The organism is Nostoc sp. (assembly GCF_036919815.1).
In the GTDB taxonomy this organism is placed as follows: Bacteria; Cyanobacteriota; Cyanobacteriia; order Cyanobacteriales; family Nostocaceae; genus Nostoc.
This window is the reverse complement of the sequence record NZ_JBALCE010000085.1, coordinates 52,484-65,388: the sequence shown is the minus strand read 5'-3', so window position 1 is coordinate 65,388 and position 12,905 is coordinate 52,484. Positions and strand designations below refer to the sequence as shown.

Annotated in this window: 11 protein-coding genes and 2 pseudogenes; 6 read left to right on the top strand and 7 right to left on the bottom strand. The window is 42.6% G+C overall.

Annotation, left to right across the window (positions count from 1 at the left end; translation table 11 throughout):
- Nucleotides 1–236 precede the first annotated feature (236 nt).
- The 3 genes and pseudogenes from V7K15_RS30045 to V7K15_RS20495 form a co-directional block, all read left to right on the top strand.
- A pseudogene (locus V7K15_RS30045) lies at nt 237–323 on the top strand (hypothetical protein); the annotation flags it as partial.
- 3 nt (nt 324–326) lie between these two features.
- Nucleotides 327–1,331 (top strand): pentapeptide repeat-containing protein, encoded by a 1,005-nt coding sequence (locus tag V7K15_RS20500; RefSeq protein WP_334908192.1) that lies wholly within the window; start codon nt 327–329, stop codon nt 1,329–1,331.
- Between the two features lie 98 nt (nt 1,332–1,429).
- On the top strand, nt 1,430–2,032 hold the full coding sequence (locus V7K15_RS20495; RefSeq protein WP_334908190.1) for a Uma2 family endonuclease: 603 nt from the start codon (nt 1,430–1,432) through the stop codon (nt 2,030–2,032).
- An 11-nt stretch (nt 2,033–2,043) separates the two neighbouring features.
- Here V7K15_RS20495 and V7K15_RS20490 read toward each other — a convergent pair whose 3' ends face one another.
- On the bottom strand, nt 2,044–2,589 hold the full coding sequence (locus tag V7K15_RS20490; protein WP_334908188.1) for a shikimate kinase: 546 nt from the start codon (nt 2,587–2,589) through the stop codon (nt 2,044–2,046).
- Between the two features lie 192 nt (nt 2,590–2,781).
- Between V7K15_RS20490 and V7K15_RS20485 the strand changes: the two genes are divergently transcribed.
- Both V7K15_RS20485 and V7K15_RS20480 read left to right on the top strand, forming a co-directional pair.
- On the top strand, nt 2,782–3,123 hold the full coding sequence (locus V7K15_RS20485) for a DUF433 domain-containing protein (protein WP_334908186.1): 342 nt from the start codon (nt 2,782–2,784) through the stop codon (nt 3,121–3,123).
- Nucleotides 3,086–3,562 (top strand): DUF5615 family PIN-like protein, encoded by a 477-nt coding sequence (locus V7K15_RS20480; protein ID WP_334908267.1) that lies wholly within the window; start codon nt 3,086–3,088, stop codon nt 3,560–3,562. Before V7K15_RS20485 ends, V7K15_RS20480 begins: the two co-directional genes overlap by 38 nt.
- Here V7K15_RS20480 and V7K15_RS20475 read toward each other — a convergent pair.
- Nucleotides 3,536–3,819, bottom strand: a pseudogene (locus V7K15_RS20475) (NB-ARC domain-containing protein); the annotation flags it as partial. The gene V7K15_RS20480 and the pseudogene V7K15_RS20475 overlap by 27 nt on opposite strands.
- Before the next feature lie 487 nt (nt 3,820–4,306).
- On the opposite strand from V7K15_RS20475, the gene V7K15_RS20470 reads away from it, so the two are divergent.
- Nucleotides 4,307–4,501, top strand: coding sequence for a hypothetical protein (locus tag V7K15_RS20470; protein WP_334908184.1), 195 nt, complete (start codon nt 4,307–4,309; stop codon nt 4,499–4,501).
- A 19-nt stretch (nt 4,502–4,520) separates the two neighbouring features.
- On the opposite strand, the gene V7K15_RS20465 is transcribed toward V7K15_RS20470, so the two are convergent.
- From V7K15_RS20465 to V7K15_RS20445, 5 genes are all read right to left on the bottom strand, one after another.
- Nucleotides 4,521–5,222 (bottom strand): LapA family protein, encoded by a 702-nt coding sequence (locus V7K15_RS20465; protein ID WP_334908182.1) that lies wholly within the window; start codon nt 5,220–5,222, stop codon nt 4,521–4,523.
- Nucleotides 5,223–5,381: 159 nt separating this feature from the next.
- Entirely contained in the window at nt 5,382–6,002 is a 621-nt protein-coding gene (locus V7K15_RS20460; protein WP_334908180.1) for a flavin prenyltransferase UbiX, read from the bottom strand.
- Nucleotides 6,003–6,019: 17 nt separating this feature from the next.
- Nucleotides 6,020–8,377 carry a ribonuclease R family protein gene (locus V7K15_RS20455; RefSeq protein WP_334908178.1) on the bottom strand — a complete coding sequence of 786 codons (2,358 nt, stop codon included), beginning with the start codon at nt 8,375–8,377 and terminating at the stop codon, nt 6,020–6,022.
- Between the two features lie 1,532 nt (nt 8,378–9,909).
- Nucleotides 9,910–12,021, bottom strand: a complete 2,112-nt coding sequence (locus tag V7K15_RS20450) for an NAD(P)H-quinone oxidoreductase subunit 5 (protein WP_334908176.1) — start codon at nt 12,019–12,021, stop codon at nt 9,910–9,912.
- A 199-nt stretch (nt 12,022–12,220) separates the two neighbouring features.
- Nucleotides 12,221–12,607, bottom strand: a complete 387-nt coding sequence (locus V7K15_RS20445; protein ID WP_334908174.1) for a thioredoxin family protein — start codon at nt 12,605–12,607, stop codon at nt 12,221–12,223.
- Between the last annotated feature and the right edge of the window lie 298 nt (nt 12,608–12,905).

The window sequence follows — 12,905 nt, the reverse complement described above, 5'->3', positions numbered from 1 at the left end:
CCGCCGTTAAGAGTTAAAACCTATTTCAGTCAGTGTAGAAGATTTTGTAACCTGTAACAATAAGGCCAGAGGCGAGAGAAAAGAAGTAAGTTTAGTTAATATTTTGGCGATTTAAAAGCTGATTCAATGGTCTGAAGAAGACAATTGTTTTTTGGTGAGGTTCCCTGATTTTCTCGGAATTTATCCTGTAGTTCTGAACTGCAAAATGGTTTTTAGCTCCTCTTCTTCTTCCTTCAATACATGATACAGTTCCCAACTTTGTTGGAGGTTTAAGTATAAAACTGTGGAATGGTCTTTTACAAGGCGTAAATCTAAGTAATGCAAATTTGAGCGGTGCTTGGTTAATTGAAATTTTTTTCCAAAATGCCAACTTAGAAGGTATTAATCTTGAAGAAAGCAACTTGAGTAGCTCATCTTTTAAATCAACTAATTTAAGAAGAGCAAACTTAAAGGGTGCTAAATTGGACGTGGGTGAACATGGTTGTGCATTGACAAACTTAACAGATCCTGACTTTACAGAAGCTGATTTAAGTAATGCAAGTTTAGTAAGATCTATAATGAGTCAAGCTAATTTTACTAGAGCTAACTTAATAAATACAAATCTAAGTAAGACTGATTTAATGCGTGCCAATTTCAGCGAAGCCAATTTAACTGGAGTTAACTTGAGTGAAGCAATTTACTGTTCAGAAACAATTTTTCCTGCAAATGTTGATTTATCTCAAGCTATCCCCATTACCTCTGGAGTAAATTTATCTGGACATCCAAAATCTCTTTTATCTTGCAGAGATTTACACTCTCTTGATTTAAGTAGAGCTAACTTAAGCGGTCTTTACATGAATGATGTAAATTTGAGTGGTGCAAACCTTAGTGAATCTAATCTTAGCAATACTTTTTTCAGTAGTGCCAATTTAAAAAATGCAAGTTTAATAGGTACTAACCTTACTAATGCTTATTTAGGTGGTGCTAATTTAAGTAATGCTGATCTAAGCTATAGCATCATGACTAATACAAATTTGTTGGGAGCATTTTATAATTCGGAAACTATTTTTCCTACTGGTACTAATTTATCAAAAGCGATATATCTTGATTCAGGCGCAAATCTATCTCATATCTCTTTTACAAAAATTAATTTAGGTGGAGTTAATTTATCTAACACAAACTTAAGTAACTCAATTTTAGAGTATATTGACCTAAGTTATGCAAATCTCAGTAATGCTAATCTAACTAATGCCAATTTTGAAGGCGCGATTTTAGATAAAGCAAATCTGGAAGGAGCAATATTCTGTAGAACTATTATGCCTGATGGTAGTGTTCGGAATCACTGTTACTAAATAAATCAATATTCCCACATTACCGAACACAACAAGCAAGCGATCGCACCTTCAAGCCTCTAAAATTGAAATCATTCGGCTGAAGCTAGGGTATGAAAATGACCACGCTGCTAATTCAAACTGAAAGCACACCCTTAACGGTAAATTTCCCCTCCCTTGTGCAGATGACAAATGAGCAGTTCTACGAATTTTGTCAAGCCAATGGAGATTTACGAATTGAGCGTACTCCTAATGGGGAAGTCATCATTATGCCACCAGCTTTTTCAGATACGGGCAACCGTAACTTTAACATTGCTGCACAGCTTGGGTATTGGACTGAACAAGATGGGACTGGCATAGGCTTTGACTCCAGTACAGGTTTTACGCTACCCAATGGAGCGATGCGTTCCCCTGATGCTTCTTGGATTGAACTCGAGCGCTGGAACGCCTTAACAGATGCACAAAAAGCCTCATTTGCACCAATTTGTCCCAGCTTTGTGATTGAGTTACGCTCCTCTAGCGACCGGCTGATAAAATTACAAGACAAAATACAGGAGTATATCGATAACGGTGCATCACTAGGCTGGTTAATTGATCGGCAGAATCGAAAAGTCTGCATTTACCGTCCGAATCGAGAACTTGAAGTTTTGGAAAATCCCGGAGCAGTTACTGGCAATCCAGAATTACCAGGGTTTGTCCTACGGATGTCCAAAATTTGGTAATTTGAGTCTTCCTAATGAGAAACTTGTGTTTTCAGAACGCTAGGAATTGCCTCAAGTACTCGCTTGGCAAGGTCTTCAGGTGTTTCTCCCTCTCGCTCGGTGATGTGCAAATCTGCTTGAGAGTAAAGTGGTGTTCGTTGTTCGAGGAGCGATCGCAATTTACCTTGAGGATCAACATCTTGCAAGAGTGGTCTTGTGGTATCCTCAGCTAAACGGCTGTAAATTATCTCCACTGGCGCATCTAGCCATACTATCAAACCGTGGTGCAAGTAACCCCAATTTTCTCGCCGCAGTACAATGCCCCCACCAGTTGCTATAGTCAACTTTGTAAAAGCACAAATTTGTGAAAGTACGTCGCTTTCTAACTGGCGAAACCCGGCTTCACCAACTTGTGCAAATAACTGATTGATAGATTTACCTGTTGCTTGGGCAATCACATTATCGGTATCCACAAACCCATAACTCAGTTCCTTTGCGAGTAAGCGCCCTACTGTCGTCTTACCAACGCCCATAATCCCAATTAAGTACAGATTGACTCCTTGTAATAAGCTGCTCACCAGTTACTTCGCTCCAATTATGAGTTGTGAGTCACAGTTTCCAATTATAAACTCAACGACTTAATCTCGGATTTAAAAATATGGAGTTTCTCACCGATCGCGCAACCAGATAAAATTACTTGATAGGCGATCGCTAATAAACCGATAACTTACTAATATAATTTTCTTCTTATAGGAGTGTTCTTGGATAAAATGTCTAAAATACCAGTAATCTCAGAACACATTGAAATTACTCTAAGTGTGTGCGGAGGTAAACCGCGCATTGCTGGACACCGAATTACAGTGCAAGATATTGTTATTTGGCACGAACGTATGGGGCTTTCCCCTGACGAAATCGTTTATCATTATCCCAGTATCACTTTAGCTGATGTGTATGCTGCTCTAGCTTATTACCACGATCATCGAGATGAGATCAGGCAAAAAATTGCAGAAGGAGAAGCCTTTGCCAGAGAAGTACAGGCTGAAACTCCTTCGATTCTGCAAGAGAAACTAAAGAATCGAAACGACACAAAAAATTCGATTCCACCTAGATGAGAATGTCAGTAATGCTATAGCAGAAGGCTTACGTCGTCGTGGTATTGATGTGACGACTACACCGGAAACACGACTGATAGGTATATCAGATGGAGAACAGCTTTATTTTGCAATGTCTGAGAATTGGGTAATTTTCACCCATGATGATTTTGTGGGAATTCATCATGGAGGTGGTGGTATGTTTATGCACGCAGGAATTATTTACTGCGCTCAGAACCGCCACTCAATTGGGGAAATATTGAGGCGTTTAATTTTAATCTGGGAAGTTCTTGAGCCAGAAGAAATGATATATAAACTTGAATTTCTCAGAAAGCTTTTATTGTTTTACTTAAATCAAAAAAAGCGATACCTTCTGGTGCAAGACGCTACACGTAGCTTGCTTAACAGCAGGGGTACGCTAATGCATCCTGGGGCGACTCCAGTTTTTCACCTTGACTGAGTATCTGGTTTGGTTACTCAGCATTTCTTCTATATATTTATATAATACATTAGAAAGATAAACCTAACAGTACTGCTACTACGACTTTGATAACTGACATTAGTAATTTCCACAGGAATACAACCACAAAGTAAACCTCCGAAGAATCTGTTTTTAATGGATGTCAAGGCTTTTTCCTTTGCGGATATCAAATTTACGTATAATTTTTATAACTCTCAATTATTTTCAGATCCGATAAATTCATCTTCTATTTTAATTAGATTAAATGCCGTAATTACTGTTATTAATGTATTTAAAATTACTCAGGCAATACATTAACGATTCTTCTGTGAAATCAACATAAATAATAAACCGTAAATTTATCACAAATTTAATAACTTTTTTTAGGTGACTTGACAATTGCTGCTTAGGTATTTTTAGACTTAATGAAAAAATTAACAGAACTTGTTTGAAACTTTATTCAAACAAGTTCTGTCTATCTAAATAATTCGGATTTTTACTCTGGTGGGTCATTTTAAGTATACAAAATACTGTGTTTGGAACAGCACATTGTCGTTATTCTAAAAGTTTTGTTATGACAAGCACTGAGCAATTAAATCTTGCTGATAAAGGTATAAATGATGACTTATCTACTGCGATCGCCCAAAAAATCATGCAAATTTGAAGTTTTGACACAAAAACTACTGCATATTTCACCCCAATAAGCCTGAATTAATAAATAGTAGGATGAATGAGGCATCAACTATGACTCGAATTCGTGACGTTGTACAAAAAGCCTTAGCAACTGGCTATTTGACAGTGGAAGCTGAAAATCAACTACGACAACTGTTGACTACCCGATATGGCTTGGAAGATTTTAATGCTTTCATGACTTTGCAGGAAGCTGCGATGACTGGTGAGGTCAAGCAGGAGTCTAGAGAGCGGTGTGGCATCAAGTAGAGACGTAGCCTGCTACATCTCACCGACGGGGGCGTTTACCATCATTTTCAAAATCATCATCATCATCAAAAAATTCCCAATCATCATCATCCGCTTGATTGGTAGTCGGTGGCTGATAAGGGGGAATGATTACTCGATAATCAGCATCGTAAATTGATTCAGTTTTTCCCGCAGCCGTATTTTTTGGCTCACGGTAGCTGTAGGAATAAACTGAACCAGATTGAGAATTGCTTTTGGCTTCTGATTGACGTTCGTAAGTTGTTGAGTCTCTAGGTTCTTGAGTTTGAGGATTAGGGTTAGGCGCTGACTCTGATTTTTCATCAAAGTTCCAATCATCATCTTTACTGCTATTTGTCTCCCAATCATCAAATACATCACTGCTAGGCTCTTGTTTTTTACTAGCTGGTGGTGGAGGATTGGCAGGGCGAGATGTAGGTTCTTCTCTCCGGGTTGCCTTTGCACGAGGTGAAGTCGCGGTTGCTTTGTTAGGAGTTTGGCGTTGTCCTCCGACAAAATAATTGGATAAGTTAAACAAAGTAGCAATCAATATAGATGTGAAAGCACCAGTGGCAGTACTGAACAAAATCCATATCGCTAGTGGTAATGGTTGAGTTCGCACGCCCAAAAATACTAGCGATATGGCAGGCGACCAATTTTGGAGTAATAACAGCGTTAGTCCTCCTAGTACCGCCACCAATAGAATTAAGCGAATTACAGCCATAGCAATTGTGTCAGTTGTCAGTTATCAGTGGTCAGTTGTCAGTTGTCAGCTATCAGTTATGAGTCTGATTATTCTTCACTGACTACTGACACTAACAGCCATCTCTATGATTACCCTTTTAAGACTATTGTGAAATTTATGATAAATCCACTGAGGGCATTAGCGACGACCTTGCCACCTCTGAATTGGGATGCAGTCAATATCTAGTTGATCTAAAGCACGGGCAACTACAAAATCAACTAAATCCTCGATGGTTTGGGGATTGTGATACCAGGCGGGAATAGCGGGGACAATTCTAACTCCGACTTCTGCTAAAGAGGTTAAGTTACGTAGGTGGATGAGGCTAAAAGGCGTTTCACGAGGAACAATGACCAGCTTTCGCCCTTCTTTGAGTTGGACATCTGCTGCCCGTTCTAGTAAATCGGAACTCAAGCCAACCGCTAGCTTTGCCACTGTACTCATGCTGCATGGAATGATCATCATCCCCAGAGTGGCAAAGGAACCACTGGCAATCCCGGCTCCAACATCACTCCAAGGATGACAACGCAGTTTACCCAAAAGTGCTACTCCAGATTGCTCTCGCCAAAATTGTTCTTGTTGAGTTGGTTCTGGTGGCATCCGAATTTCCTGTTCTGACTGCCAAACCATGTAAGTTGATTTAGAGGCAACCAATTCAATACTATACTCCGCTTCTAGCAAAAATTTGATCGCGCGAACAGCGTAAATCAGACCAGATGCGCCCGATACGCCTAAAATTAAAGGCTTAGTGTTAGTTGACACGTAAGTTTTACTGAATTTTACTCATCCTCCGAGTAAGAATCTAGCTCATCAGGCTCAATGTCATTTGGTAAGTAGAGGTCTGAAAGCTCCTCATGGGAACCATTGCCAGTTGAACCTTTAGCTAGACCATCGCTGCCGACTGTTACCAAATCAATTTGCTGACGGTAGTAATCGACACTTTTAACTTGCACGGCGACGCGATCGCCTAGTCTATAAGAAGCGCGATTTTTGCGACCAAATAGTGCTTGTTGTCTGGCGCGATATTCATACCAATCATCTTTAAGAGAACTGACGTGTACCAATCCTTCCACGCGCAAAGGCACACCAGGATTACTGTTGGATTCCACCTCAGCTGCTGGTACTTCAATTTCCACAAAGAAACCGTAGGATTGGACACCAGTAATCACGCCTTGAAATACCTGACCGATGCGCTGCTTCATCAGTTGGGCTTTTTGGAGTCCGGCTAAATCGGCTTCAGCTTCTTGGACTTCTTTTTCTCGGTCGTTGATTTGGACAATTACCCTAGTTAAATCGCTTTGGAGTTCTTGTTGCAATTCTGGGGGTAAAACGTTCCAGTTAATTTCCTCGTGACTGGAGGAGTGGCGCAGGTTAACGCGCTCTCTCACACGGGTATTGCGGCGATCGCGTCCGTTTTCGAGTAGCGTGTAATACACTCTTTGCATGAGCAAATCTGGGTAACGCCGCAAGGGAGCGCTAAAGTGAACATATTGCGGTAATGCCAGACCAAAGTGAGATCCTTTGGTGGTGCTGTATGCAGAGGTTTTAAGTGTATCTTGTAACAAGTATGTCAGAACTTGCTCCGAGGGAGATTCCCCAAAAGCTGTGGTCAAATGCTGATAATCTAAGGGTTGGATATCAACTTCTGGATCTAGTGTGAGGTCAACGCCTAAATTGACTGCTAATTTCAGCATTTCCTGGACATCTTCGACATCGGGTGTGCCTTGGACTCGCCAGATAGCCGGAACACCAAGGGCATTTAAGTGAGTTGCAGTCAGTTGATTAACTAGCAGCACTAATTCCGTGAGTAGCGATCGCACTGGTAAATCATTCACCGCTACAGTCCCCAGAATCCCCTCATCATAGTAGGCGTTTTGACTGGGCGGCAGATTCAACTGGAGGCTACCACGAGTCAAACGTACCTGTTTGACAGCTTTTTGCAAGGCTTGGAGGTCTTGCAGCATTTGGGAAACCTGTGGTGATTGATCTTCCGCTTCACCTAAAAGAATTGCTTGGGCAAGTTCAGTACTCAGCGCGGTTTCTACGTTAATCACACTGGATTGAATTTCCCACTCCAACACTTCTCCCGATTGGGGATCAATTGTAATTAAAAAAGAGATAGTTAAGCGATCGCTCCCAGGTACTAAAGAACAGCGTTCTGCCACACTTGCGGGCAACATTGGCAGTACCAATTCTCCTAGATACACTGATTTGCCGCGTTTGAATGCTTCTCTATCTAGGGCTTCGTCAGGTTGGACATAGTGACAAACATCGGTGATATGAACGCCCAAAAGCCAATTTCCGGCTAGGTTTTTTTCTAAACTAAAAGCGTTTTCTACAACTTTGGTGTCGCCGCCATTTACCCCTTCAATCGTGAGAGTAAACAAATTACGCAAATCTAAGCGATTTTTCAGGTCTGCTTTCAGCAGCTTTTTGGGTAACTTGACGGCTGCTTCTAGGACATTATCTGGAAAAGTCCGGGAAAGGTCGTGTTTGCACGTAACTAAATCTATATCAGCAGCTGCTTCAGCATCGCTACCGAGAATTTGCACAACTCGACCGAGGGGAGGATATTGTGCCAAGGGGTAACGCAAAACTTCCACATGAACCAGGTGATCGATCGCTTCTTCCAACTTTGCCCCGTTAGGTTGGATTTTGAGTTCAAACAGCAATCGATCATCTAAAGGCACTGCCCGGAAACCACTTTCCACCTGCTTAATTCGTGCCAGTAATGTGTGGTTAGAACGTTCTAGAATCAGCTTCACCTCCCCTTCAGGAGAGCGACGGCGACTGCCTTCTTTGAGAACTCTCACCAAAACGCGATCGCCATTCCAAGCATTACTCAGATGACTTTCGCGGATGTAAATATCCTCAGCTCCTTCCACATCTTGAATAGCAAAGCAAAAGCCTTTACTAGAACAACGGAGTTTTGCCTCGATTATTCCCTCTTCTGAGACACGGCGGTACTTGCCCCGTTCTTTCACCAAAAGACCGATTTTTTCGAGAACATCTAAAGCAATGTGAAGTTTTTGTAAACTTTTTTCATCTTCACAGCCAAGTTTCTTTTCTAAAACTTTCCGAGCTACCAATTTATCATCGGTGAAATTGGCCAGGAGTGTAGCGATTGAAAATTCCATGCAGTGAACCGACCTTTGGTCAAAACATCATTTTTTGTTTAATCTGGTTCTTTTCTGTATACCCTCACGGCTTACAGAAACAAGCTGGAAACGAATTACCCTGAGACAAAGCTTCCTCAGTTCTAAGGAAAGGAAGCCTGACTCAGCAAGAGCGGAAAACTACTCCCGCAGTTCCGAGCAAAGGAAGCCGACTCACGGACAACTCTGAGCGTATCCGAACTTCTCACTGCACGATGCTCTCAGAGTTCGCCTGCGTTCAAATCTCTTCACCTAACCAAACTTAAGAAGCACGCCTGATTAAAATTTAGCCCCGCTAGGTAATTACGCGACGGGTTTTTGAGAAGCTAGCTGGGTTTAAAGAACTCTCCATGCTGCCCAAAAGCGCTATGCAGGGGAGCCACTGCGCTCAGAGGGGTTTCCCCAAGTGGAGCAAGTGGCGTGGAAACTACAGGTGTTTGATTGTCTAGAGTGAAGGTAATTTTACGCCATTAGACTCTGATTTTTAACTAGGAGGAACTGCCGGTGAACCCAATTTTCCCACATGTAGAATCGGTAACAATTAGGTGAGCAGGTTAATAAGCAGTGAGGGCGAACCTTATCTTCATTATTGTAGATTTAGAGCGCATTTCCAGAAAATAGTTCTAGATATCCATTTGGGTAATTAGTATAGCATTGCAGGCAAGACTACTCAGGTCAGTTAGCACTAGCCAAAAATTTCCTCAAAAAAGAGCTACTGCTACAATTGGGACACAAGACAAAGCAAGAATATTACCTTGATAGACCACGCACGAGTTACGGAATAACGTAGACGCATACTCCTACGGAGAAGCAAGCTACGCGGAGCGTCTCGTAGAGAAGCGGCTTACCGCAGGCCACCGCCAAGGCGCAGAGGACACGGATAAATCAGAGTTGAAGAGATATTTTGCGTAAGTCCTAACAAATTAGGAATTATTTTAATTGCTGACTAAGCTATCGCGCGTATGAGGGACTGACAAATAAAAAAATACCCCACAAGATTGGATAATTTATTTGTTGGAAATTCCTAACTTGGACTTTTTATGGTCTGGAACCCTTGTTGCAAGCAGAACACTCTGAAAAATTAAAGGCGTGACAGATGATCTGACTTTTCACGGTATCTGGAAAACCTCTCTCTAAATCTCTCTCCTACAAGGCTACAGTGTACACACAAGTCTGAAATAGCTGATTAACCAAGGTTTTACCCCACCCTAACCCGGACCTTGGAAAGGGGAGGGAACTAAATTTCCTGTTTCCCACCTTTCTAAGGGGGGGAATTCAATTTGTGTGTACACCGTAGCCTACAAGGAGAGAGACTTTGAATTTTCCCCCTTCCCGATACGGGAAGGGGGCTAGAGGGTTAGGTCTTTCGTGAGCTTTTCCGCATGACCTGAATTGTCAGGACAGCTGATCAGCCAAAAAAAAAGGAGTCTAAATTAGGCTCCTAAGTTAACTTCATGTGAAAGGGCGGTTTCTAACTAACCGCCAGTTGCTTGTCGCAGTTGAAACTACAGAAATCAGGTGACACCAAAGACAATTACTAAGCCCAAAACAGCCCCAAACACAATCAAGGCGTAGAATTGAGCGCGACCGTTTTCTAGGTACTTCAGACCTTCACCACTGACAAGGGTAAAAAAGCCTGTGAGGTTAACAGCACCATCGACAACACGGAAGTCAACTTCCATAACTTGTCTAGCTAGGCGACGCAAGCCGAGGACAAAAACGCGATGGTAAATGTCATCGAAGTACCACTTGTTGAGGGATAACTCGTAAAGTGGTTTGATTTTAGCAGCGATCGCCGCCGGGTCAATTTTCCCTCGCAAATACATCAGTGAAGCTAAGGTAATTGCAATCAAGGAAATTCCCACTGAGGCACCCGCCATAATGTAGAATTCCGTCGGATTGAACTCGGAAGCCTTTTCTATAACTTCGGTGAGAGTTTCGCTAGGAGGAAAGATAAACTCTTCAAAATAATTCGCGTAGGGAGTTCCTAGCAAACCAATCAAAATCGAAGGCACAGCTAACAGTGCCAACGGTAGAGTCATTGTCCACGGCGACTCGTGAGGAGAATCGCTATGATGCCCGTGGGAGTCGTGGGAGTCATGGGAATCATGGTGTTCACCAGTGGCAGCCAATTCTCCTTTTTTCATCGCCCCAGGCCCAAAATTCGGGGCTGGTTCTTCTGACTCTAATTCCAGGACAATTGTCGCTGCCGCCTTCTTGAGTTTTTGCTTGATTTTCTCGTTATTCCCCCGGAATTCGCCTTCAAATGTCGAGAAATACATCCTAAACATATAGAAAGCCGTAATCCCGGCAGTTAGCCAGCCAATGAACCAGAGGAGTGGGTTAGCCTCAAAAGCCTTACCCAGAATTTCATCTTTTGACCAGAAGCCAGCAAAGGGCGGAATACCAGAAATTGCCAAGCAACCAATCAAGAAGGTAATTGCCGTGATCGGCATATACTTCCGGAGACTGCCCATCAAGCGCATATCTTGCGCCAAAGCGGGATCGTGACCGACAACACCTTCCATGCCGTGAATTACTGAACCTGAACCCAAGAACAGCATCGCCTTAAAATAGGCGTGGGTCATCAAGTGGAATAGTCCAGCACTGTAAGCACCGATTCCCATTGCCATCACCATGTAACCGAGTTGGGAAATGGTGGAGTAAGCCAAGCCTTTCTTAATATCGTTTTGGGTAATCGCAATGCTTGCACCCAAAAACGCCGTAAACGCCCCAGTAAAAGCAATCACGTTCATTGCTGCTGGAACGTGTTCAAATACTGGATACATCCGGGCAATCAGGAAAACACCTGCTGCCACCATTGTTGCTGCATGGATTAAGGCAGAAATTGGGGTGGGGCCTTCCATTGCATCTGGTAGCCAGACGTGGAGGGGGAATTGGGCAGATTTCGCCACTGGCCCTAAGAAAACTAAAATCGCAAACAGGATAGCGAGAAAATTGCTGATAGAACCTGATTGGACTAGTTGGGACAGGCGATCGCCCATGACATTAAATTCAAAGCTTCCTGTTGCCCAGTACAGCCCCAAAATGCCCAGTAATAGACCAAAGTCACCGACGCGGTTGGTCACAAAGGCTTTTTGAGCGGCATCGGCTGCTGATTTGCGATCGTACCAAAAGCCGACCAGCAAGTAGGAACACATCCCGACCAGTTCCCAGAATATATAAATCTGTACTAGGTTGGGGCTGAGTACCAGACCTAACATTGAAGAACCAAACAAACTCAGATAAGCATAAAACCGCACGTAACCGGGATCGTGAGCCATGTAGCCATCGGTGTAAACCATGACTAAGAAGGCTACCGTGGTAACAATCACCAGCATTAGGGCTGTCAGGTGGTCAATAGTGTAGCCCATGTTCAGGTGAAAATTACCTGCTGCTGCCCACTCCAAGGTGCGGTTATAAGTCGCGTGTCCTTGAATTTGACTCCATAGCAAGGCAAACGACAGCCCCATAGCTGCTCCCATCAGGGAGATAATCACTACAGCGTTAAGCTGCCGTAAGCCGTTTGTCACCTGATTGAACGAGATTAATCCTAGACCGACCAGCATTGCCCCAAAAAGAGGTAATACTGGAATCAGCCAGGCATACTGATAGATTACTTCCATCACTGACGCCTACTTTTAGAATTCTTAACTAACGTGTCGGAACTGTTAATAATTGTGACACACACCCTTTAGGATAAAAATAACCCACCCAATGATGATTGGGTGGGGTGTTAAGCATGGCTTTAGATTTCGTTATTGGTCATTGGTCATTTGTCATTGGTCATTTGTCCCATGCCCCATGCCCAATGCCCAATGCCCATCAAGCTGACCGATACTCTAAGTCTACTGTTTTTGAACTTTTGTAAATTTTGGGGCAACTGCTGTACCTGGCTTTAATGTCTTCTAAAGCTAGACGTAAATCTTCTGTGCCGCGAAAGCTTTCTAAGCGATCGCCAATTGTGCCATTTTCAATCAATAGTAAAGTGGGTAGTGATTTTAGCCTATAAGTAGTAGACAATTTAAAATTTTGATCGGCGTTAACTGTGACTAATTTAATTTCCTCCCCGCATTGGGCTTGAAATTGCAACAATAATGGGTGGATAATCCGACACAAGCCACACCAAGGCGCTTCAAAATTAACTAAAACAGGAATAGGAGATTCTAAAACTTCTTGAGTAAATGTCCGCTCACTAACCGACAAAACCATGACGCCTCTTGGATTATAGGGTTTTTATATGAAACTACCTATCAGCTCTAAAGTGAAGGATTGCCAAGTAAGTAACTGCCGATAGATGCTTTTAGGAACTAAATCTCAGGACACAGAATAATTAGGCAAAAATTCAGCGTGTTAATGTGTCTCTGATCAAAAAGCCAGCGCTACTTTCACGGTGGGTTTTTTGAATCTTAAACTCCTGATTACCGTCTCCACCTGAGAATTTGACTGAATCTGCCACTTACTCCCAAGTCAAAGCAACGACCAACAACTACCAATATAAAATCTTTAG